The organism is Lentzea atacamensis (assembly GCF_003269295.1).
Taxonomy (GTDB): domain Bacteria; phylum Actinomycetota; class Actinomycetes; order Mycobacteriales; family Pseudonocardiaceae; genus Lentzea; species Lentzea atacamensis.
Genome location: NZ_QLTT01000003.1, coordinates 936,524 through 959,087 on the forward strand (window position 1 = coordinate 936,524; position 22,564 = coordinate 959,087).

At 66.1% G+C, this 22,564-nt stretch carries 20 protein-coding genes and 3 pseudogenes; 8 read left to right on the top strand and 15 right to left on the bottom strand.

The annotated features are described in order from the left end of the window. Nucleotides 1-97: 97 nt before the first annotated feature. The 8 genes and pseudogenes from C8D87_RS49190 to C8D87_RS49195 all read right to left on the bottom strand — a co-directional run. Nucleotides 98-744 (bottom strand): annotated as a pseudogene (locus C8D87_RS49190) (beta-ketoacyl synthase N-terminal-like domain-containing protein). Beyond that, entirely contained in the window at nucleotides 725-3,091 is a 2,367-nt protein-coding gene (locus C8D87_RS47795; RefSeq protein ID WP_112227645.1) for a salicylate synthase, read from the bottom strand. The pseudogene C8D87_RS49190 and the gene C8D87_RS47795 overlap by 20 nt, the downstream one beginning before the upstream one ends. After that, entirely contained in the window at nucleotides 3,088-3,882 is a 795-nt protein-coding gene (locus C8D87_RS18740; protein ID WP_112227646.1) for a class I SAM-dependent methyltransferase, read from the bottom strand. Before C8D87_RS18740 ends, C8D87_RS47795 begins: the two co-directional genes overlap by 4 nt. A 679-nt stretch (nucleotides 3,883-4,561) precedes the next feature. Continuing rightward, nucleotides 4,562-4,933, bottom strand: coding sequence for a response regulator transcription factor (locus C8D87_RS48605; protein ID WP_112227647.1), 372 nt, complete (start codon nucleotides 4,931-4,933; stop codon nucleotides 4,562-4,564). A gap of 162 nt (nucleotides 4,934-5,095) precedes the next feature. After that, entirely contained in the window at nucleotides 5,096-5,314 is a 219-nt protein-coding gene (locus C8D87_RS18750; protein WP_112227648.1) for a hypothetical protein, read from the bottom strand. 201 nt (nucleotides 5,315-5,515) lie between these two features. Then, nucleotides 5,516-6,675: pseudogene (locus C8D87_RS18755) on the bottom strand (IS3 family transposase). 66 nt (nucleotides 6,676-6,741) lie between these two features. Continuing rightward, the gene (locus C8D87_RS47800) at nucleotides 6,742-6,891 is read right to left on the bottom strand and encodes a hypothetical protein (protein ID WP_233442175.1); all 150 of its coding nucleotides are present in this window, start codon (nucleotides 6,889-6,891) and stop codon (nucleotides 6,742-6,744) included. 44 nt (nucleotides 6,892-6,935) lie between these two features. Next, nucleotides 6,936-7,301: pseudogene (locus C8D87_RS49195) on the bottom strand (recombinase family protein); the annotation flags it as partial. Between the two features lie 120 nt (nucleotides 7,302-7,421). Here C8D87_RS49195 and C8D87_RS18765 point away from each other — a divergent pair. Together C8D87_RS18765 and C8D87_RS18770 are read left to right on the top strand one after the other, a co-directional pair. Continuing rightward, nucleotides 7,422-8,129 carry an ABC transporter ATP-binding protein gene (locus C8D87_RS18765; RefSeq protein WP_109642687.1) on the top strand — a complete coding sequence of 236 codons (708 nt, stop codon included), beginning with the start codon at nucleotides 7,422-7,424 and terminating at the stop codon, nucleotides 8,127-8,129. Then, on the top strand, nucleotides 8,126-8,881 hold the full coding sequence (locus tag C8D87_RS18770; RefSeq protein ID WP_112227649.1) for an ABC transporter permease: 756 nt from the start codon (nucleotides 8,126-8,128) through the stop codon (nucleotides 8,879-8,881). Before C8D87_RS18765 ends, C8D87_RS18770 begins: the two co-directional genes overlap by 4 nt. A gap of 16 nt (nucleotides 8,882-8,897) precedes the next feature. On the opposite strand, the gene C8D87_RS18775 is transcribed toward C8D87_RS18770, so the two are convergent. The 7 genes from C8D87_RS18775 to C8D87_RS18800 all read right to left on the bottom strand — a co-directional run bounded on the left by C8D87_RS18775 (nucleotide 8,898) and on the right by C8D87_RS18800 (nucleotide 15,093). Next, nucleotides 8,898-10,010, bottom strand: coding sequence for a terpene synthase family protein (locus tag C8D87_RS18775; RefSeq protein ID WP_146771765.1), 1,113 nt, complete (start codon nucleotides 10,008-10,010; stop codon nucleotides 8,898-8,900). A gap of 72 nt (nucleotides 10,011-10,082) precedes the next feature. After that, the gene (locus C8D87_RS18780; protein ID WP_112227651.1) at nucleotides 10,083-11,189 is read right to left on the bottom strand and encodes a terpene synthase family protein; all 1,107 of its coding nucleotides are present in this window, start codon (nucleotides 11,187-11,189) and stop codon (nucleotides 10,083-10,085) included. 99 nt (nucleotides 11,190-11,288) lie between these two features. Next, a complete protein-coding gene (locus tag C8D87_RS18785) occupies nucleotides 11,289-12,362 on the bottom strand; it encodes a family 2 encapsulin nanocompartment cargo protein polyprenyl transferase (RefSeq protein WP_112227652.1) in 1,074 nt (357 codons plus the stop codon). A 225-nt stretch (nucleotides 12,363-12,587) separates the two neighbouring features. Then, nucleotides 12,588-12,800 (bottom strand): 1-deoxy-D-xylulose-5-phosphate synthase N-terminal domain-containing protein, encoded by a 213-nt coding sequence (locus tag C8D87_RS46980; protein WP_233442176.1) that lies wholly within the window; start codon nucleotides 12,798-12,800, stop codon nucleotides 12,588-12,590. A 1,312-nt stretch (nucleotides 12,801-14,112) separates the two neighbouring features. Beyond that, nucleotides 14,113-14,259, bottom strand: coding sequence for a hypothetical protein (locus C8D87_RS45990; protein ID WP_170166480.1), 147 nt, complete (start codon nucleotides 14,257-14,259; stop codon nucleotides 14,113-14,115). A 144-nt stretch (nucleotides 14,260-14,403) separates the two neighbouring features. After that, entirely contained in the window at nucleotides 14,404-14,538 is a 135-nt protein-coding gene (locus C8D87_RS48610) for a hypothetical protein (protein ID WP_267899869.1), read from the bottom strand. A 300-nt stretch (nucleotides 14,539-14,838) separates the two neighbouring features. After that, nucleotides 14,839-15,093: a hypothetical protein gene (locus tag C8D87_RS18800; RefSeq protein WP_146771766.1), complete on the bottom strand. Its 255-nt coding sequence runs from the start codon at nucleotides 15,091-15,093 to the stop codon at nucleotides 14,839-14,841. 544 nt (nucleotides 15,094-15,637) lie between these two features. Here C8D87_RS18800 and C8D87_RS18805 point away from each other — a divergent pair. The 6 genes from C8D87_RS18805 (at nucleotide 15,638) to C8D87_RS18830 (ending at nucleotide 22,435) form a co-directional block, all read left to right on the top strand. Beyond that, on the top strand, nucleotides 15,638-16,552 hold the full coding sequence (locus C8D87_RS18805) for a class I SAM-dependent methyltransferase (RefSeq protein WP_215732373.1): 915 nt from the start codon (nucleotides 15,638-15,640) through the stop codon (nucleotides 16,550-16,552). Nucleotides 16,553-16,984: 432 nt separating this feature from the next. Further along, complete coding sequence (locus C8D87_RS18810; RefSeq protein ID WP_146771767.1) at nucleotides 16,985-17,761, top strand: hypothetical protein; 777 nt, start codon at nucleotides 16,985-16,987, stop codon at nucleotides 17,759-17,761. Nucleotides 17,762-17,891: 130 nt separating this feature from the next. After that, entirely contained in the window at nucleotides 17,892-18,956 is a 1,065-nt protein-coding gene (locus tag C8D87_RS18815) for a polyprenyl synthetase family protein (RefSeq protein WP_146771768.1), read from the top strand. Further along, nucleotides 18,946-19,956 (top strand): phytoene/squalene synthase family protein, encoded by a 1,011-nt coding sequence (locus C8D87_RS18820; RefSeq protein ID WP_112227656.1) that lies wholly within the window; start codon nucleotides 18,946-18,948, stop codon nucleotides 19,954-19,956. Before C8D87_RS18815 ends, C8D87_RS18820 begins: the two co-directional genes overlap by 11 nt. A gap of 110 nt (nucleotides 19,957-20,066) precedes the next feature. Further along, nucleotides 20,067-22,229 carry an MMPL family transporter gene (locus tag C8D87_RS18825; protein WP_170166481.1) on the top strand — a complete coding sequence of 721 codons (2,163 nt, stop codon included), beginning with the start codon at nucleotides 20,067-20,069 and terminating at the stop codon, nucleotides 22,227-22,229. A gap of 41 nt (nucleotides 22,230-22,270) precedes the next feature. Continuing rightward, nucleotides 22,271-22,435, top strand: coding sequence for a hypothetical protein (locus C8D87_RS18830; RefSeq protein ID WP_215732374.1), 165 nt, complete (start codon nucleotides 22,271-22,273; stop codon nucleotides 22,433-22,435). Nucleotides 22,436-22,564 lie beyond the last annotated feature (129 nt).

The following is a 22,564-nucleotide window of genomic DNA, read 5'->3' on the forward strand; positions in this document are numbered from 1 at the left end:
CACCTGACCGGGTCTTCACGGGAGTGATGCCGTGCGCTCCATCCAGTGAGAACCTGGGGCGGTGGTGACTCACCGTCAACGTCGTCCGCCAAACGATTCAAGATGCACAAAGCCGGGCAGGATTCGGACACCGCTTCGAAAGAATTTGTGTCATCATGCAACGAATCGGGACGAATGTCACTGCCCGTAGCTTCTTCACCGCCCGGCCGAGTGATTGCATCCCACCTGCCCTAGGATATTGAGCGTTGGAATCGAATTCTTGACCCCTAAGCCGGGTGCTGGCTGCCCAACAACCACTGGGCAACGCCAAGCCGCTCGGGCCCGGTCTTCTGCAAACGATCAGCACAACGACTCGACGAGCCTGAGTTGCTCCGTTGCACGCCATCAGTGCCGCGTAGCCGTCCCAGATGGCACCGGTGAACACACCGGTCCGGCTTCCCGCCAGCGTCGAGGGGACGACGCCGGCGTCCTCCAGCGCTTCCCAGCACAACTCCAGCATCAGCCGCTGGTGTGGATCCATGGCCGCCGCCTCACGCGGCGAGACGCCGAAGAAATCAGCGTCGAACAAGTCGATCCGGTCGAGGAAACCGCCGAGGCTTCCCGGGGCGGTGCTGATCCGGTCGGCCGGGGCCGCTGCGTCACCAGCATCCGCCAGAACTCGTCCGGACTGTTGGCTCCTGGTAGGCGGCACGCTATGCCTATGACGGCGATTGGCTCCGCAGCGTCATGCCGGCAGTGCGGCATGGTCGCCTCCGTGGTGGGCGGGGACGAGGTGAGGTGCGACGCTGCGGAGTTTTTCGCATGTTTCTTCGTATTCCCGTTCGGGTCGTGACTCGGCGACGATGCCGGCGCCGGCACGTAGCCATTGGCGGCCGTCCTTCTCGAAGACGGTGCGTAGCACCAGGCCTGCGTCGAGCGCGCCGTCGCTTGAGGCGGTCAGAACGGCGCCGGCGTACAGGTCGCGGGGGTTCGGTTCGGTGCGGGCGATGTAGTCGCGTGCTGCGGCTTTGGGGATTCCGGAAGCGGTGACTCCGGGATAGACGGCCTCCAGTGCGTCCCAGGCGGTGTGATCGGCTGAGAGTCGCCCGCTCACTCGTGAGGCGAGGTGTTGCACGCTGCCGCGTTCCTTGACCGACAGCAGTTCGTTGACGACGACCGAGTCCGGCGCGCAGACCTGCCGCAGCTCGTCGCAGGCCGCCTGTACGGACAGGGTGTGTTCGAGGAGTTCTTTGGGATCGCTGAGCAGTTCCTGGCGCAGCCGCAGGTTCTCGTGCGGGTCGGTGCCGAGTGCTCTGGTGCCGGCCAGTGGCTGGGTGGAGACGATCCGGTCGGGCCCGGCTTGCAGGACGGTCTCGGGACAGAACCCCGCCGCGGTGATGCCGCTCATCTTGAGCAGGAAGGATCTGGCAGGTGTGTTGGCCGCGCGGCCTCGCAGGTAGGTGCTGGGGATGTCGATGGCGGACGGCACGGGAACAGATCGGGACAGAATCACTTTCCGGAAGTGGTCGTCGTGGATTTCCCGGACGGCGGCGGCGACGGCGTCGCAGTACCAGTCGCGATCGGAGCTGATGTCCACGGTGACCGAACCGGGTGGGCGCGCGGGGAGGTCTGCGGTGAGGGTTCGGCGGATGGCCTGTCGCAGATGCTGGTCGGCGCAGGTGATCAGCGCGGTGCCGGCCGAGATGCGTACCTCGGTCTGCGGCACGATCAGCTGGGCGAGATCGTCGTCACCGGTGCGGTCTGGTTGACCGGCCTCGAAAGCGATCCAGCCGTAGGCGGTCCATCTCGGCATGGGCAGCTCTGCCAGGGCCTCACCGAGAGCTCGCAGTGGTCGTGACGTCCAGGTGCGGGAGTGCTCGTCCCCGGCGTGGGTGCGGCGAATGCGCGTCGCGTCCAGGGTGACCGAGGCCAGCACGCCACCGGCCACCGTCCAGACGCCGCCTCGTTCGTAGACCATGTAGGTGTCGAACAGGCCGGTGCGAGCGAGGGCGACTGCGCGGTCGGCTGGTGAACCGGTGATGCTCACCGCTTCGGTCCGCGTCCGCGCGGTCGCGTGCCCGCTGTGACCCCTGCGCCGGCGCCGGGCGGCCGACGCCTGGCCCAGCTCCGTCAGGACCTCGGCGGTCGCCGGCCAGCTCAGGCAGGAGTCGGTGACGCTGCGCCCGTGCTCCAGAGTCCGGCCGGGCACCGGTTCCTGCCTGCCAGGCAGCAGGAAGCTCTCGATCATGACGCCGCGGATGGCCTGGTCGCCGCCTGCGACCTGCCCGGCGATGTCGTGGGCGACGGCGGCCTGGCGTTCGTGGTCCTTGCCGCTGTTGCCGTGGCTGGCGTCGACGACCAGCCGCTCGGGCAGCGACGCCGAGCGCAGCAACCGCCGGGCCTCCTCGATCGCCGAGGCGTGATGGTTCGATCCGTGTGTGCCGCCGCGCAGTACGAGATGACAGTGCCGGTTGCCGGGAGTCCGCCGGACGCAGAGCTGTCCGTTCTGATCGACGTCGAGGAGGGCGTGACCGCGTTCGGCGACCAGGATGGCGTTCACAGCCGCCTCCACGCAGCCGTCGGTGCGGTTCTTCATGCCGATGGGCATGGCCAGCCCGCTGGCCAGCTGACGGTGGGGGAGGCCGCGCTGGACGATGTCCGCCATGATCGATCTGGCCAGCCGGAAACCCGACATGGGGTCGGGCTGGCCGTCCACGACCGGGACGGTGGACAGACCGGGCCAGCCCGTCGCGGTCCGGGCCTTCTCGAAGTAGGCGCGCATCACCACGACCAGGTCCTCGGACAGCTGTCCGGCCAGCGCCGTCAGGTGGTCGGCATAGTCGAGCGCGGAGTCGTGGTCGTGGATCGAGCAGGGACCGACGATCACCAGCAGACGGTCGTCGGCGCCGTCCAGCACGTCGCGGATCGACCGCCGCGCCCGGCGCACCACCTCCGCCGCGTCCTCGGTGAGGGGTACCAGTTCCCGCAACGATGCCGGGCTCGTCATGGGCTCACAGATCGCGCGGTCCGCCCACACCATCGAGTCCAGGGCCAGAAGGGCCTGCCGTGCAACGATCTCAGCCGCTGTGTCCGGCGTGTCGACGGTGGTCATCTGCCGCGCCTGCCGCGAACGCTGATCATGGGGTAGGACTGGACCGCGAATCCCGGATCGCCCAGCATGGACCAGAAAAGCCGGAGATCTTCCTCGGTGACACCGTGCTCCAGAATCCGGCCGGCCAGTTGCGTGGTGTTGGCGTGGTGCAGACTCGCTCCCACGCTGCCCCCAGGCCATGCCATGGCGAACGTGGTGGCCGCCACCTCGCCGAGCCCGGCCCGCACGAACTCGCCGAACACCTTCCGGCCCCACGTCACATCCGCCCCGGACGCGGTGAGCGACGCGAGGAACGCGGCGTGCACCCGCTCGAAGATCGCTTCCACGCCCTCACGGGGAGTCATCAGGACCGGGGTCCACGAACAGTCGAACTCGTCCAGGACGAGCCATCCCCCTGGCCGCAGTGACCGGACCAGGCGTTGCAGGACCTGACGTCGTTCGGGCAGATGCAGCAGCACGAGACGGGCGTGCACGAGATCGAACTCCGCCTCCGGCAATGGGTCGCCGACCACGTCATGCCGCAGCACCTGGACGTTCGGGCAGGACAGAAGCCCGGGGGTGAGCTGACCGGGCTCGATGTCGGTGACGGTGACCCGGCCGCCCGGTCCGGTCGTTCCCGCCAGCCAGAGCGCGATCGAACCGCCGCCCGCACCGATTTCCAGGCAGTTCCACCCGGCGGTCAGACCGGTGTGCTGCAACGAATCCCAGGTCGCGGCGTCATAGCAGGATTCGAGGGCTTCGAAGCGTTCAACCGTTTCGGCGGCAGCGTTGTCGAGCGCATACCCGTGCATAGGATCGGTCCTTTTTCGTTTGTCGCAGTGGAACCTCGTGATGTCTGCAGGTGAAATCGTGATCAGTGGGCGTAGGATGAGCGCCGGTGATGTCGGAAAAAGGTCATGCGGGCTCAGTGTGCATCTACCCGACACGCCCCGCGAACGTGCGCACAGGGGTTTTCTTCCATGCCGTCATGACGGATTGATTCCGCAGGGCATGGCGGCTTTGTTGAGATATTTCACGTCGTGATGTCACGAGTGCCCTGAGGGTCGTTGACGACAGTGATCACTGCATCAGCTCTTTCGGTGCGAATCTTTCATGATCACTCCGGAGGGTCGGGTAGGGGAATCCTTCCGAGCGGGCCCACGGCAGAGAGAGCCTATGGCGGTCGACCAAGCACAGGAAGATTTGTAGCCCGTCTGGCCTACTGCATGTCATCTAGGTGGGAGTGTCAAATCCCGTGAGGTCGGTTCGTGGATCAGAACTCCGGCCGGGTTGGGAATGATCTCGCCCGTGCTTGGGTGCATGGAACGCGACCCGCGCCGACGGTCAAGAGGGTCCTGCGGTCATTTGAATTTCGTATCGCGCTGCATCGGCTGTGCTGTCTGGTTTGCACGTTGGACCGGTCTGTTGTCGGATTGTGCCTTGTCGTCACCCTGTGTTTCCCTAACCGGTTGGGCAGGCGTCGTACCAGCGCTACGGCGAGCGCCGCGCGGTCCGTCCGAACGAGGGCAGGGAGTGGTTCGGCGCAGAGTTGTGGGACCCTGCGGGTTGTCGATTGTCCCGAGTTCTTCGCTGTTCGGTGATCCAGATTCGCGACCTGGTGCGTTTGGCGAAACCGGGCTTGGCCAGGATGCGGTCGACATGGCCTTCGGTGGTGCGCTGGGCGATCACGAGCCACTCGGCGATCTGCTTGTTGGACAGCCCCTCGGTGACCAGTTCTGCGACCTGTCGTTCCCACCCGATCACTTGCCGCCGCAGCCCCCCGCGGACCCTGCCCCAGTCTCTCAAACCCGGCCAGATCGAATGCCTCGACGTAGCTCGACGGGACCGCCTGGGTGGAGTCATCCACGAGTATCGCCATGCAGCTCAACCGGCGCGTATACGGTTTTCGGTACGCACAGCGTCGAACAACGCGTTCGCCCGATACGCCCGCTCGAGTTCTGCCTTGGTGACCGGCCGGCACGCCATCGGTAGTACGGCTGTCGAGCGATGTTCAAGACCGGCACGTCACCGCGACGGAATCCCGTCTGTGGCGAGCTCGTTCACAAGCGGGTAGAGCCTTTTCCCGGCAGGTTCGCCTGCGACAGATACGCGGTCGCGCGCCGCAGGACCCTCGTTCTCCTGCTCCAGCAGCTTGATCCGCTTGCGGGCCTCGCGCAGCTCGGTCGAGTCGCTGCGGCTCACACCGGGTTTGGTGCCTTCGTCGGTGTCGGCTTGCGCAGCCATTTGAGCAGGTCATCGGGCGGACCCGAAGTCCTTGGTGATCGGCTCGACGGTCACGCCGGGCTCGCGGTTACGGGCGACCTGCGCGACATCGTCGCGGAACTCATGAGGTAGGGCTTGGGCACAGCTACATCCTCCCAGCTCACCATCACGGCAAGCCAACTCAGATGACCTGCCCCACCGGAAGGGTTCCAGTCGTCGTGGCTAACTAGCAGCGGTGATGGTCTCGCGGTCAGAGCGTAGTTCGTACTCGATTGGGGTGAGGTAGCCGAGGGCGGAGTGCCGTCGTCGGCGGTTGTGGAAGATCTCGATGTAGTCGAAGATCGCGTTGGCCAACTCCACGCGGGTCTTCCATCGTTGACGGTTCAGTAGCTCGATCTGCATGGATGACCAGAAGGATTCCATCATCGCGTTGTCGAGGCCGTCTCCGACTGTTCCGAAGGATGGCAGGAGGCCGGCTGAGCGGATCTTGTCGCCGAAGACCCAGGAGGTGAACTGGGTTCCGTGGTCGGCGTGGACGATGCCTCCGGGCTCGGGGCGCCGGTTGCGGATGGCCATGTCGAGTGCGTTGACGACCAGGGTTGAGTCCTGTTTGGAGTCGATAGACCAGCCCACGATTCGACGGCTGAACGCATCGAGGACCGCGGCGCAGTAAAGCCATCCTTCCCTTGTCCTGTGCTGGGTGATGTCGGTGACCCATAGTTCGTTCGGTTTCAGTCGATGGAACTTGCGGTTCACCAGGTCGCCGGCGGTGGCGACGCCGCGGAGCTGTTTGACCCGTGTTGGACCGGGAAGTCCGTGGATGCCGGCCTGGTTCATCAGTAGCCATACGGTTCGCTCGCAGACGGTGATGCCCATGCCGAGAGTGAGTTCTGCGTGCACCCGTCGATGGCCGTAGGTGCCGCGTGAGGCGACGTGCACTTCCCGGATCACGCCGGTCAGCCAGCGGCGTCGCAGTTCCGTCGGCGTGGTCGGTGTTCGTTTGGCCTTGTAGTAGTTCTGGCGCGCGACCCCGAGGACGCGACAGGAACGGTCGACCGGAATCCCGGCGTCGGTGAGCCTGTCGATCATCGGGTAGAACCTTTTGGGCGGGGACGCTCCTGCCCCAGGAACGTCGCCGCCTGACGCACGATCAACAACTCGGTCTCGAGCTCATGGATCCGCCTTCGAGCGGCGCGCAGCTCGACGGACTCGCTGCTCGGAGTGCCAGGAATCTCGCCGCGATCGATCCGGTCCTGCTTGACCCACTTCGACAACGTCACCGGATGGATACCCAGGTCCACCGCGGTCTGCTTCTGCTCTTTGCCAGCTCGGACCAACGCGACGGCGCGCGCTCGGAACTCAGCGGGGTACGGACGGGGCACAGTGCACAGCCTCTCGAACAGGCCGCCAGTTAGCTACCAACTCTGGAACCCATCCAGTAGGGCAGGTCAAGATGTCACCTGACGGTGCAGCAGACCCGACCGTTTGGTCTGCGGGTGCTTGGTGTTGGCTTCGTCGGCGGTGCGGGAGCCGAAGCTGTGGCCGCTGACTTCTTGGGTCTGGATGAAGGTGTGGAGGTCGACCAGTACCTCGTGCACGGGTTGGGGTGACCAGATCCATTGGGAGACGGGTTGCGCTTGTTTCCGACGGATTTGCGGGCGCGGCCGTTCCACACCATGTGCCCGGTGTACTTCGGGTTGGTGAGAATGTCGCGCACGTTGGAGTAGGTCCACAGGCCGACCGCCCGTGACGGAGTGTGGGTGAGGGCGGCGGGTTGGTCACCAGATCTCGGTTGAGCCGGTCGGCGATTGGTTGGTAGCCGAGTCGCTCCTCCAGTCGCCACTCGAAGATCCACTTGACTATCGGGCCTCGGCCGGGTTGGGTTCGAGGAACTTTTCAAGCAATGCGGTGAGATAGCATCGGGATGAGTTGTCGAATTTCCATGAACGGATTCCATATTCGTCGTGAAATGTCCGGCGAAGGTTATGATCATCTTGTTGACGTCCATCTGCAGGGATTGTTCATTCTTTCGTGTTCTTGACCAGGGCCTCGTTCGTAGGCACTGTCGTTGTTCGTGCCCCTTGATGCGCTCAGCGAGAACCAGCAGCCGGTGGTTCGGGTAGATCAGATGACTGTGGTCCGTCGCCGGGTGGTCCTGCGGAATATCAGCTTTGCCGTGCCGATGGGCTCGGTGACCGGGTTGCTCGGTCCGAGTGGATCCGGCAAGACGACGTTGATACGCACGATCGTTGGACTACAGGCGCGGGCGAGTGGGACGGTGGAGGTTCTGGGGCTGCCGGCGGGCTCGGCGTCGTTGCGTCGTGAAGTGGGGTATGTGTCCCAGGCGCCGTCGGTGTATCCGGATGTGACGGTGCGGGAGAACCTGCGGTATTTCGCCTCCGTGCTCGGTCTGCGTGGCGAGCCCAGAGCACAAGCCGTGCGGCGGGTGCTGAGCGATGTGGACCTGACCGCCCTCGCGGGTACGGTCGTGGGACGGCTGTCCGGTGGTGAGCGCTCCCGGGTCTCGCTGGCCGTGGCCTTTCTGGGCACACCGCGGCTGCTGGTGCTGGACGAGCCCACGGTGGGACTGGACCCGGTGCTGCGTCGTGACCTGTGGGCGTTGTTCGGCCGGCAGGCACGCCACGGCACCACCGTGCTGGTGTCCAGTCACGTGATGGATGAAGCGGATCGTTGCGACCGGTTGCTGCTGCTGCGTGAGGGCAGACTGCTCGCCGCCGGAGACCGCGGCGAGTTGCTGGCCCGAACCGGGACCGTCCGTGCCGAGGATGCCTTCCTCCGTCTGGTCGAGGCGCCGCACTCGCTGGAGGCGGGATGACTGTCCCGGCCGGGCGGGAGGCGAGGACGGTGTTCGCGACCGCCCGCAGAGTGCTCGGTCAACTCGCCCACGACCTGGGCACTGTCGCCCTGATCCTGGCGTTGCCGTGTGTACTGCTCATCCTGCTGCGGTGGGTGTTCCACGGGGTGCCGGGCTCGTTCGCCAGGGCGGGGCCCCAGCTGTTCGGGGTGTTCCCGCTGATCGTGATGTACCTGGTCGCCTCGGTGGCCACCCTGCGAGAACGGGTCAACGGAACGCTGGACCGCCTGTTGTGCCTGCCGATGCGCAGACTCGACCTGCTGCTGGGCTACGTCGTGGCCTTCGGCGTGCTCGCCGTGGCCCAGGCCGGGATAGCCACCGGTCTCGCGGTCGGTGTGCTGGGGATGCGTGTGGCAGGCCCGGTGTGGTTGCTGCTCCTCGCCGCGGCGCTGGACGCTCTGCTGGGTCTCGCGCTGGGCCTGCTCACCAGCGCCTTCGCCCGCACCGAGTTCCAGGCGGTGCAGTACCTCCCGGCGGTCATCCTGCCGCAGTTCCTGTTGTGTGGCCTGTTCGTGCCACCCGAGGCGATGGACGGCACACTGCGGCTGCTCGCCGACACGATGCCGATGACCTACGCCGTCCAGGCGACCAGCCGCATCGCCACCGAACCCGGCATCACCTCGGCTTTGCTGGCCGACCTCGCCGCGGTCACCGCGTTCCTGCTCGCCTGCTTGATCCTGGGTGCCTTCACCTTGCGCCGCCGCACCCCATGACGATCGGATGAGGCAGTCAGCCAACCTGGTCCCACCACCAGGCGATGTCGGGGTAGGGCGGCGGCGTGAGATCGTCCGGGTCCCACACGGTGGGATCGGCGACCATCGACACGCTGGGCAAGGTGATGCTGGTGCCCTCGTTCCCGGCCACAGCGGGTAGTTCGAGGTAGCGGAGGCTGGTGCTGGTCCAGTGGATGGTGGCGGGAAGCCACTGGGGAAGCTGCACGGCGTAGCGGACGACATGGGGCCGGGGATCGGCCAGCAGACGCCGCTGTAGACGCAACATCAGGGACACCGTGCGCTCGTGCAGTTCCCAGTATGTACCCAGTGCCTCCGCGCGGCCGATGCCGTGTTCACGTGCGAGAACGGTGAGGATGTTCAGTTCGGCCTGCGCCGCCGGGGCCTCCTTGGCCAGACTGACCAGGTCGTTGAATAGCGCGCACGGATAGAGAACCGCCTGGGTGAACGCGTGGACGACAGGGTCGAGGTGTTCCTCGACTGTCAGCGTGTAGCCCGCTCCGCCGGATGCGACGCCCCAGGCGGCGGACTCCAAGGCCGCCTTCTGCCAGCGCATGCGCAGGTACTCGCCGAGGGAGGGCGGGGCCGTCCGGCGTTGCAGGCTTCTCTTCCACAGGTCACCGATCAGCCAGTTCGTGAAGCTCCGCTGAAATCCCGCGAGTCCGTCGGAAGGCAGACAATTCTTCATCAAACGGGACAGGTCGCGAAAACTGGCGATCCAGCGGTCCTCGGGGTCGGGAACCGTGGACGGGGTGGAGAGGACTCGGAGTACCTCAGCGGTGTGGACAGTCTGTTCCGTCGGCTCGGTGTCCAACCCGTCAAGCCAGTCGTCCCACAGTACTGCCCAATACCAGGCGCAGGCCCACGCCTTGGCGAACTCGGGCGAGCTGAAGGGCGTCGATGTCGCGGCGACCAGACCGAGGTTCATCCGGGCGTAGGGGGATTCGGCGGTGATCAGACCGTGCTGGATTGCCCACCCGCACGCGTGGCGGTCGAGTGCTGCCGCTCCGATCGGATGGGTCTTGAGAGGTACCGGGCAGAAGACGCGGACAGCATCCGTCACCGGAAGCCCGGTGAAGTGCGCGAAAGACGCGGTCGTGGTGGGCTTCACGAACAACTTCTCCTTCTGCTTGATGGGCGTGAACGATTCTCATTCCCGCATGTCCGCCTGTCCCTGGATGTCTCAGCTCGCGTGGCCGGTTCCACGACCGTCCCCCGGTGGCCGATCGAGCTGGTCCCACCACGAGGCGACGGTCGGGATGTCGACGGGAGCGGTGTTGCCATCGCTGGGCTGGTCCACCTGCGTGATGGTGAGGACAACCCCTGGAGGCGAGTAGCGGCGAGCTGCCGCAGTGGCGTAGGCCAAGTTTCCGCTGATGAAGCAGTCGAGTCCGGACAGGTAACGGCGTAGGTCCTCCCCCGCTGAGGCCAGGAGCTGTGCACGCAGACGCAGGTAGAGGGTCATGAAGCTGTCGCGGAGGGCGACGCCTTCGGTCACAACCTGGTCGCGGGAGTAGTTGGGGCGTTCGCGGCGGATCGCGTCGAACAGGTTCGGCTTCCTGACCGGTTGGAGAAGCTCCTTGAGACAGGAGTAGCGGTCGTTGTCCAGAGCAGCGGCCAGCATGCCCACCTCAGCGGCCGCTCGGACTGCGGGGTGGGCCCATTCCTGTTCGCTGAGTTCGATGCCTTCCACCGCGTCGAGGTAAGAGGGCGCAGCGGTGCCCCCGGCACAGGTGAGACGCGAGGCAAGGTACTCGTTGAGTGACAGGGGAGCGTCCCGGGCGCGAAGAGCGACCTCCCACATCATGCCGCAAAGCCAGTGGCTCTGGCCAGCGATGAAACGCTCCCACTGAACAGGGGTGAGATGTTCCTGTATTCGCAGTAACGCGTCCTGCTGAGCGAGATCCATGGAGGTGGTGGAGTTCGGCCAGGAGTTCGGCGCACGCATGGTGCGTTCCCACCGTCCCAGAACTTCGATGGTGTCGGCGATCGGTCGCGTCGATTCGATGTAGTCGTTGGCTCCAAAGGCCCAGGCGTTGTAGCAGGCGAAGGCCTCCGCAACTGCGCCTGTGGCATGCGGAAGGAGGAAAGCGGTCATGGCCGCGCCGGTCTGAGCCCACATCGCGGTGCGGTGGGGGTCGCCGGCGGCGAGATCGAAGCGTGTCGCCCAGGCGAGTGTCTTTTCCTGGAGGAGATCCGCCTCGGGACTTACCTCTGCGACGAGTGGGCAGTAGAAGGAGAGAAGTGCCTCGGGAACGGTCTGAGGCTCAGCGGTGTCGAAGTGGGGCATGGCGCTTCCTCACGCATGTTGATCGCATCGGTAGCCGTCGGTGTCACAGGTGACTCGGGTATGCCCCTCGGCCGCCTTCCTTACTGTCATCCAGTTCCTCTAGTGGTTTCGTTGGATGATCATGTGGGCGAGCGTGGCGAGTTGGGCGGCGGGATGGTCTGCGAGGTCGGCGGCGGTGAGGTGGTGTAGTGCGGTGGTGAGGTGGTGGTCCGCTTGGCGGGTGGCCCAGTCACGTCCGCCCGCGGCTTCGATCAGGGTGGCGGCGTGTTGTAGTTGGTGTTCGGTGAGGGGGGCGTTCTGGTGGTAGAGGCTGGCGAGTTCCTGGCTGGCGGGGCATGGGGTGGTGAGGGCGGCGACGACGGGCAGGGATTTCTTGTGGGCACGGAGGTCGGAGAGGTGGGGTTTTCCGGTGTGGGCGGGGTCGCCCCAGATGCCCATGAGGTCGTCGACGAGTTGGAAGGCGATGCCCAGGTGGTGCCCGAAGCTACGGAGGTGGTCTGTCTGTGTGGGGTTCGCGCCACCGGCTAGTGCGCCGAGGGCGCAGGCGCAGGCGATGAGTGTGCTGGTTTTGGCCTGTGCCATGGCTTGGCATTGCGCCAGGGTGACTTCGGTGCGGTGTTCGAAGGCGGTGTCGGTGTATTCGCCGTCGATCAGTTGCTGCACTGCCTCTTCGAGGAACGCCAGTCCTTGGGTGCTCAGTGGGGCGGGGGCGGTGGACAGGATGTGGATGGAAAGGAAGAACAAGGCGTCGCCGGCCAGGATCGCGGCGGGGACGCCGAATGCCGACCAGGCGGTGGGTCGGTGCCGGCGGGTGGCGTCGCGGTCGATGATGTCGTCGTGGAGCAGGGAGGCGTTGTGGACCAGTTCCACTGCGACCGCTGCAGGTAGTCCGCAGGCAGCGGTGCCGCCGACGGCTTGCGTGGCCAGCAGCGCCAGCGCGGGCCGGACCGCTTTGCCGGAGTCGGTGGTGATCGAGCGGCCGTGTTCGTCCCACCATCCGAAGTGGTATCCGGCCACTCTCCGGACCGAGTCCGGCAGTCGGTTGACGGCCGCGCGCAGCGCGGGATCGACCACCGTGCGGACGTGGCCGAGGATCTGTTGCGCTGCCAAGGGCGACGAGGGGCTGGTTTCCCTCGGTGGTGACGGGTGCACAGTGTGCGGCGGCTGGCTCATGGATTTGGTTCCTCACCGGGGACGAGCGTCGTGTCCAGCGCGTTCAGGGGCTTTGTACGAGCTTGCGGGTTTCGGCGTAGGTGAGGCTTGTTCGAGGAGCGTTTCGACGACTGTGCCTTTGACGAAGATCAGATATCCATACCGTCCATCCGGGCGATCGTGGGAAGGTCGGGCCCGGTTGTCGTTGGCACCATGACCGCCGCCGGTCGCAGGCGCCGATGTTGTTCAGCGCGCCTCCCAGCACATCCCACCGGTGAGCGCACCGGCGCCGACGGCCGCGACCACGTGGCGATTGATCTGGCCGTGCAGAGCGCGGGCTTTGGCCACACCGGGGCGGCCGGTCAGGATCTTGCGCACACAGGCCAGGTGACCCATGCCGAGCACCAACACATCCCAGGGGTGCTCGAAGACCCGGTGCAGGGCCGGGGTCACCTCCACCACGGCGAGGTTCGACCCAAGATGCGCACCGGTGATCCCGGCTTATACGACCACGAACTTCCGGCTCTCCCCGGCCCCGGTAGGGTCCAGGCGCCGCCCGTCGACCGGGCAGGTGATCGCGTCCCACAGTCTCGCCGCGGACTCCGTGGCGGCGATCAGCTTCTCACCACGGCCGGTAGCGCGAAGTGCTGGGGCTCGCGGTCCGCGGCAACCACGGGCAGCCGCCTCGGCATGTACCGCTGGCGACGCCCCATGCGCGGCGAACACCGCCACCGCACCGCATCCTCCACGATCTCCACCGCCCGCGCTGTACACCTCGTCTTGCCAGGGCATGGTTGTGACACTCCTTCCCGCCGATCCAGAACATCAACCACGGCTGAACAGAGTCGGGACCTGTCGATGACTGACGGGCACGACCGCCTTACTCGCGGCAACTATCTACATTGAGTCTGAACCGTCTCGCGGATCTCCGCAATCACCCGATGAATGCATACCTACAGCAACATCGGGCGGGCCTTGACCAACTCCCCGCCGAGAGCCACCAAAGCATCCAAATAGCGCACCGGGACGCTGGACCCTCACCCGACCTGGTGCGCGTGACGACTACACTCCGCGACATCAGACGTCCAGTTTTCCGCCATTTGCCGGACTGTGCACCTCATGTTCTGAGCTGACAAACTCGGACGCTGTCCAAATGTACCCATCTGGTCCATCATCGACCCACCAGGGGATAGTGGATCATCGACTACGGGTCGGCGGTCCTCGCTTTCTGGGGCTGGTCTGGTTGCGGTCCTCAGTCGCCGGCCTGGCAGGGGAGCCGAGGTCCGCCGGAACTCCACAATCAGGTCCTGCTCGACGACGCCAGCGAGAAGGTCGTCTCTGTTCAGTCAATTTCTGCACGGCAATCCGTTCCGTCGGCTTTGCTGAACGAATGACCGTCAAACCAGACCCGACGAGAAGGAAGCCCTCGCCGCCTCGCCGTGACCCGCGATGGGCGGTCGTCATGGCCGCTCCCCCCGGTTCCACGTAGGCGCGGAGCAATACTCCGCGCTCAGCATGCTGCGGCGGACGCGGGTAAGAGCGTTCCAACCAGCGGGTTCGGGGTTCAAATCACTGGTGGCCGTGTGTCAGGGCTGCAAGTCAGCACAGTCGTCTATCTCCTGATCAGGACGCTTCTTGATCTACGTCGATGGGGTAGCGGTGGCTGTTGATGCGGAGAAAGTTGGTGGCCAGCTGTTCCCTACGGGCTGGTTTCCGGAGTTCAGGGCTGCCACTGCTAGCTCGAGCAGTTTGGGAGACACCATTGACTCATTCAGATGATCTTCGCCGTGGACATCACGTCATGCGCCGCCGTCAACACCGCCCTCATCTCCATGTGCTGCCGGTCAGGCCTGACCAGGCGCGCCGGAGCCCCGGCGCGGCCGTGCCAGCTGGAGGCGGTCCCGACGTTGCCGCGCACGAGGCGAACAGGCTGGTGGTCGAGCGGCGACCGCGCAGCGGCACACCCGGTCCTCGGCCACTGCCCCGTCCAACAACAACGACGTACCACAGGCGGCGGACAGGCCTGGGAGCGCTCGGGCCGAAGCGGCTGACGAAGTCTTCTCTACACCGCCGAGCAGGCGCCCGCGTTGTTGCAGGTGCGGCCCTCGTGGTTCCGGCGCAAAGCCGCGGCACGAGCGGTGCCGTGCCGGTTCGTCGGGAAGCACTTGCGGTTCTCCCGCGCCGATTGCGAGACCATCGCCGAGGGCGACGCTCCATCAATTCGAAACTCTTCCTGAACAACTCTATCGCGACCGACTTGAACCTTGTCGCGGATCACGAGTTCCTTTGCAACACCGCTTGACATTTGACGAATACGGAGCGTCCACGTGTCCGTCAAACACAAACACACCAAGGGGTTCATTGAGCCTATTTCATCCTGGTGCGGATGTGTTGGTAGCCCTGGACAGCACATCACGGTCCAGCACGGCAGTCTCTGACGGCTGGACCATTGTCCGGTGTCCAGCGGACGTTGATACGGACCAACGTCGCTAGCGGTTCACCCGTAGCCGCTTTGTGTCACCACCACGTTCAGCGCCCGGCTGGACGTCACCGCGTTGGAGGCTGACTTCTTCGGGGCGTAGGCGCTGGTGACCAGTGCCGGTTCGAGGAAGTCCCTGAGCTGACCCAGCTGCCCTGCGCCACTACACCCCACCCGGCGAGATCCTCCGCGGAGGGAGAGCCTCGTGCAGTCCAGCCCGGTCTCGGGCTTCGAGTCCTCAGCGTTCTCCACGCCGGACATCATGTCGGTCATCAGGTGCACTTCCGTGATCGGGAGTTACACCGGCCTTGATCTTCGAACAGTCCCCCGCCCCACACCCACAGGAACGAGAGCAGTTGTCCGGCACATAGATGGCACGCTGAGCGGTTGACGGCGTGAGCACCTTCACCGATTTGTCATACGCCCAGGTGAGCTCAACGTATGGGATTCGTGGTTGAGGTGGGATGGTCGGATAGTTGATTGGCTCGAGCTTCGGAGTGATGGAGGCCGTGGATGTGGGTGCGGTGATTTACGGAGCAGTTCGACGTCAACGAGGAGACCAGTCTCATCCTGACCATCCGTCCTCCACTCCGCGGGGTATGGGTGGACGCCACCCTCGCCGCGGCGATCGTGTGCGGTCTGCTCACCCTGGTGCTGTCCAACCTTGGCGGACTCCTGCCTGGCTCCTGCTCGGTTGCTGCCAGCTCCGCCCCACTGGGAACGTACTCACCCTCGCCTGGATACCCGTCCCGGACACCGCGGCGAATCAGCCGGGTGGCACCGGGCATGTACTGCTCGACAAGGGAGTGATTTCGCCGTGACGTCCGAACCTCGTTACGCGGCTGCCTACAACGACAGTAATGTGTTGTTCCGCGTACTTCGCCATGTGGGGTGGGGAGATCTGGTCAACGTCGGATACTTCACCCTGCCCACCCTGCCGATCGCTGTGACCGGTCTGGGCTGGTTTCAACGTCGGTTGCTGCGACGGTCACTGTCGCTGTTGGACGTGCACCAGGGACAGCGTGTGCTCGACGCCGGATGCGGCCGAGGTCTTGGCACCGCGTGGCTGGCACGGCGGGGCTGTGAGGTGCTGGGGGTGGACGTCGAGCCCGACCAGGTCCAGCAGGCGCGGCACCGCTTTGGCGACCAGCTCAACGCCCGGTTCGCGGTCGCCGACGTCACCGCCCTGCCTGCTCGAGTAGCCGACGTCGCGCTGGCCGACGAATCCTTCGACCGCGTCCACTGCCTGGAGGCTGCTTTCCACTTCGGACCGGAAGGTCGGCGCGCCTTCCTGACCGAAGCCTTCCGGCTGCTACGCCCCGGTGGCCGCCTGGTCCTCGTCGACTTCACCTGGCCCGAGCCCGACCCCGGCACGATCAACGGCCTCGATCCCCACCGGCTGGTACGCGACACCTGGCGTTTCGAAGAGCTCGAGCCACTGGACCGTTACCTCGACAACGCCGTTCGAACCGGCTTCATCGTCCACGCGGTGCACGACTGGACACGTCCCGTCGTCCGCCGCCCCCTCCAACACGCCACCCTGGTGACGCACATTGTCTCCACCGCCGTTGGCCGCACGATGCTCCGTCTCCGCTGGCCAGGGCTACGGGAGCTGAACCGCCAGGACTGGCGCGCCGTCACTGACCGCATACGCGCCATGCGCGCCGTCGGCGCGAAATGTGGTTATTCCGCCCTCGTACTCGACAAGCCAGCCTGCCCTGAACCCGCCTGAACCCGCCTGGATCGACGAGTTCCGCCTGTCCCCTCGGAAGGCGAGTGGCCACGGGGGTAGCCATTTCGATACCAACTGAGGACGTTTCATCAGCGTCGGCGTCGTCCTTTGCAGGCACATTCCGGAATCGCAAGACCAACGTAATCTCGATGTACCTCGAAATCATTAGGATTTTCTGATGCCCTGTTCGTGAGGCGCGGAGGGCGGATGTGGCAAGCTTCACCACCAGTGTACCCTGCTTGCGACATCCGTGCAGATTCACCATATTGAGGGTCCCTCGATCGGGGAGACGAGGGTGCATGCGTTTACTGACAGTATAGTAGTTTTTCTATTGGGTGACTGTGTCATGTGGAATGTAGTGATCCGTTGACAGCATAAGCCCCGTTGCGTATTACTGATGTGCGCAACTGAAATGAGGTCGCTGCGGCCCCGTTGATGCTTCTGCCGTTTCGTGAACGGTCGATTCCGCTTGCGGCGGATTTCCTACGGTGCCGTGTGGCGTACGAGATGCAGAACATCGGTTCCCATCGGATGACGGAGGTAGCGATGCTCAGAACCACGAAGATCGGACGGCCCGCGAGAGGACGGGCGTGGCACCGGATCAACCGGTTAACCGCTGCGGCGGTGCTCATGGCCGCCGGAGTGCTGCCGTTCTCACTGACCGCGGCGGCCGCCGCACCTGCCGCGAACACTCACGTGGGAAGCGAGGCTTCCGCCACGACGGCGCAGGACGAGCCGAACGTTCTGAAGTGCACTGGTAGGGGAGTGCTCAAGACGACCGACGGGCAGACCATCGGGTTGGCCCCGAAGGTGGTCACCGTGGGCGGTAGCAGCGATCTCACCTGCGTGGACGATGTCGGCAAGTCCTACACCGTACTCATCGAGACCACAGAGCAGGCGATCGAGGCATCCTGCTACTCAGCGGCGCTCGGCGCGGGCGAGGCGATGGTCACCTGGACTGACGCGCAGGGACGACAACAGTCCGGCACGGTCAAAGCCACACCGGATCCCGGCTCCTACACCTCGGGCACGCTTGAAGCGACCAGTGGACCGCACGTGGGTTACGTCGGGAGAGTGTCCGGAAGCCCGGTCGATTTCATCCAGGCCGATGTGTCGATGCAGTGCGTGAGCGCCGCCCTGACGCCGAGTCCCAGCGATGACCTCCACACGTACACCGGAACCGTTGAACTGACCCTGATCAAGATCTGACACGGAGGAGTGCGGGCACGGGCTCGGTCCTGTGCCCCCACCCAGATGCTGGGACAGACCCGCCCCGTGCCGCCTCGGTCCAGCCGTCGTGAACGGCTTCCTGATCATTTCGCCGACAGATCGGAACAGCATGACTCTGCATGTGCCGGACACCGCCGGGGTGACACCCGCGTCGAGAGTGGCCGCCGACTCCGATGCGTTCGCCGAGCAGTGTGAGCGGGCCTGGAGCGAGTATCGCACGTGGTTGTGCGAAGAGTTGGAACGTCGGGTGGGCCTTGTCCAGGGTGAGCCGGGTGAGATCACGCGGCACGCGCTGCTGCCGCCGGGCAAGATGGTGCGGCCGATCCTGCTGCTGGAGTCCGCGGCTGCCGTGGGGGGCCGGCCGGACCAGGCGCTGCCCGCAGCGGTGGGCGTGGAGTACGCGCACGTGGCGAGCCTCGTGCACGACGACATCATCGACCGGGACGAGATCCGGCGAGGACGTCCCAGCGTGCAGCACCGGTACGGCACGGAGAAGGCGATCCTCATCGGTGACATGCTCATCGTCGGCGCGTTCGACTGCTTGTCCTCCTGTGCCGAGCGCGGTATGCCGGACGCCCGGATCGTCGCGGCGTTGCGGCTGATGTGCGAGTTCGAAGAAAAGGCCGGCAAGGGCGTGGTCCTGGAGGTGAACCTGGTCGGAGACGCCTCCTGCGAGGTGTCGACCTATCTGGAGATGATCGAGGCCAAGACCGCGAGCCTGTTCCGGGTCGCCTGCGAAAGCGGCGCCGTCCTCGGGGGCGGCGGCCGCACGGAGGTCGAGTCGCTGGGCAGGTTCGGGACCGAACTGGGTATGGCGTTCCAGATCGTCGACGACCTGCTGCCTTTCGTCAGCACCAGCGCCACGGCGGGCAAGTCGGCGTTGAGCGACCTACGCAACCGTCGGCCCACCCTGCCGGTGTTGCTGGCCTACCGCGCGGCGCGCAGGCGCGAACGGATCCTGGTCGAGAAGGTCCTCGCCGGGGTCGTCCCCCCGATGGTGGCCTACCCGCTGATCCGTGCCGTGTTGCGGCGCACCGGGGCCGTGGACCGGGCGCTGCGGATGGCAGAAGACCACGTGGACACCGCGCGTGCGGCATTGACCGCCTTACCCGACAGCCCGGCCCGCCGCCGCCTCGCCCGGGTGCTCGACCAGGTGACGCACCGTGTCCGATAACCCGACCAACTCGGTCAGCCCGATCGCCAAGGCCCTACTGCTGCCGTTGGCCCCCGTCGACCACAGAGCGCTGGCGCAGGCCGGCGTCAACGACCTGGGGTTGCGGCAGGCGTACCGGTGCTGTCGCGATCTGCTCCTCGCGCACGAGGGTTGGGCGTCGGGATACGCCTTGTGGGCCCTGCCACCGCAGACACGTCCGCACGCGTGGGCGCTGTACGGCTTCGCGCGCCGGACCGACGCGATCATCGACGACGGTGATCCGGCGACCCGCACCGAGGAGTTCCGCACCTGGCGTGCCCAGGTGGAGGGCGACCTGCGCGCGGGCCGGTCCGACCACCCTGTCTGCCGGGCGCTGCTGCACACGCTGCACACCTACGACATCGACCCGGACACCGTCCACGCCTACCTCGATGCGATGTGGACCAGCCTGACCACCACCACCTGGGCCACCTACGCCGACCTGTACCGCTACGTCGAGGCCGTCAACTGCAGTGTCGGGCGGCAGGTGCTGGCCCTGCTCGGGCCACGCGCTCCCGAGGCCACCGAGCGCATGGACGCGTTGAGCGCCGCCATGTACCTCACCGACATCCTGACCGACCTGGGTGAGGACCTCCGCTGGGGGCGGCTCTACCTCCCCGCCGACGAACTCGCGGAGTTCGGGGTGATCCGCCGCGAGCTGGAACGAGGAGAGGTGACACCGGCGATCCGTGAGCTGCTTCGGTTCCAGGTCGACCGCGTGCGCCGGCTGTACAACCGCGGGATGGAGGTCGTCGACATGGTGGAGCCCGCCAGCCGGTTGGCCGTCCGGTGCGGGGCGGCGCTGTTCCGGGAGATGCTGGACGACATCGAACGCCGCGACTTCGACGTGTTCGCGACCCCGCCGCGGGCCGGCTGGCCCCGGATGGTGGAAGCGCTCCTGCGTGCCGGCCTCCCCGCCATGCCCGCCCGACTGCGCAACCGCCGCACAGCTACCGTTCGACAGGCGGCCGAGCGGCGGTGATGAGCAGCAGCACAGGCGGCCGTCACCACCGAACAGGCATCCTCCACCGGGTCGGTGTCGCCGCCGCCCGGCATCGCTGGCTGGTGCTGACCGCATGGTCGGCGTTCGCGTTGCTCGGCCTCGTGCAGCTGCCGCAGCTGCTGGGCCCGCTGGATCCCCCGCCCATCCGGGTCGACAGCTCACAGTCGGCGCGGGCCGAAGCGGCGATGGCCGAGCACTTCCCCGACCTGGGCCGCGAGCAGATGCTGGTCGTGCTCCGCAACGAGCACGAGACCGCCACCGAGCCCGGCTTCGCCCGCACGGCGGTCGCAGTCATGACCGCGCTCCGACAACGCCGCGAGGTCACCGTCGTGGTACCTCTCCCACCAGCGGATCTACCCACCGGTAACATCCCCGCCGCGGCAGCGGGACCGCTGTGGGAGCTGCGCGGGCTCTACCGGGATTCGCACAACAGCTACATCCTCGTCACGGTATCCGGAACGGACGGACAGCGACTGCGCTGGTTCCCCGAGTGGCAGGCCGCGGTCGAACAGGCCATCCGCGACACCTCCGCCGGACACGTCACCGGCTACCTCGTGGGCTACACCGCCGCCGCACACGAACTCCAACAGCTGGCGCTGACCGACGTCTACACCGCCGACGCCATCGCGATGCCCGCGGCCTTCCTCCTGCTACTGCTCGGGCTCGGCTGCCTGGGCGCCGCCGCCGTACCCGCGGTCGTGGCCGGTGTCGCCATCAGTGGCACCCTCTGCGTGCTCGATCTGCTCCCCGCAGTCAACGCCACCCAGCTCATGGTCGTCAGCATGGTGGGCCTGGGCGTCGGCATCGACTACTGCCTGCTCGTCGTCAGCCGCTTCCGCGAGGAACTGGCACGCGGTCTCGGCCGCACCGACGCCCTCGGCCACACCACGGCCACCGCCGGACGCACAGTGGCCTACTCCGGCATCGCAGTCATGCTGGCCACGAGCAGCGCACTCCTGATCGACAACGCCGCTGTCCGCGCCGTGGCCGCCAGCGCGATCACCGTCACCGCCATCTCGGTCGTCGCCGCGCTCACCCTGCTCCCCGCGTTGCTCGCCACCTCCCGCCCCTGGCTGGACCGCGGAACACTGCCGTGGCGGACACGCCCCCACGCCACGGCCACAGCGGGGGAGCAAGGACGCTGGGCTCGCTGGGCACGACATGTGATGCGACGCCCGTGGCGATACGGCACCACTGTCGTCGTGCTGCTCGCGCTCGCCGCAGCCCCCAGCCTCGACCTGCGCCTGAGTCTGGAACTGCCCGAGAAAGCACTCGCCGACACCGCCTTCGGGCGCGGCATGGCCGTACTCACCGACGACAAGGGCGCCGACGGCGGCAACCTCGGCGGTTTCATGCCCATCGTCGTACAGACCCCAGCCCACCGGCCGGTCCCGGACACAACCGCCCTGGTCTCCGCCCTACGCGCGGACCCCCGGATAGCCACCGCCCTCGTGTACGGCACCCGAGCCGACACCACCCTCGTCCTCGCCGTGCCCAAAATCAGCCCCACCACCCCAGAAGCCGCCGCGCTGGTCCGCTACGTGCGTCACACCATCGTCCCTCGTACCACCCCACCCGACATCACCGTGCTGGTCGGTGGACCCCCCGCAGTGGTCGTCGACCTTGCCGAAGAGTCCACCAGCAAGCTCTGGTGGGTCATCGGGTTCGTACTGGCCGTCTCGCTGCTGCTGCTCATGGTGCTGCTGCGCAGCGTGCTGCTGCCCATCAAGGCAATCATCATGAACATCCTGGTCACCGCCGCCACCTACGGCCTGGTCGTGGTCGTCTTCCAAAACGGCATCGGCGACGAACTGTTCGGCACCACCGCGACCGGCACCACCCAGGTCTATCTCCCCATCGCCGTGTTCGTCGTCCTCTTCGGACTGTCTCTCGACTACGAGGTCTTCCTCATCCGACGCATCCAAGAGGAATACGAAATCCACGGCGACACCGAACGGGCCGTCGCCACCGGCCTGCAAACCACCGCCCGACCACTCGCGACGGCCGCCGCTATCATGATCGCCGTCTTCGCCAGCGGCCTCGCCGCGCACCTCCCCGACAGCAAACAACTAGCCTTCGCACTCGCCGTCGCCATCCTCCTCGACGCCACCCTCGTCCGATTCGTTCTCGTCCCTGCCTTCATCAAGATCCTCGGCCGCTGGAACTGGTGGTATCCCCAACCCCTCCGCCGGGCCACTCGGCACCACCGACGCGACATCAACCCCGATGAGACAATCCAGCCAGTCCGGTAAACCACGGCCGGAAGTGGGCGGACGGCAACAACGTGGAGTTGGTGTTCCTGCCGACCTACTCCAGCTGGTTGAACTGGATCGAGGCCGAGTTCGCCGCTCTGCGCTACTTCACGCTCAACGGCACCGACCACTGCGGCTGCGCCGAGCAGAACGCCGCCACCGCCGGCGACGTCCGCTGGCGCAACGCCCGAGCCCGACCCAAGTAGTCGTTTCCTTCACCCCGAGTTACACCGTTCGTTTGACATCAGAAGCCGCGCTGGGGCAATTTAGGGAACAGACCCAGCGTGCGGCGGCGGCTCAAGCTGAGCCGAACGGGGGTCTGAACGGCTGACCGC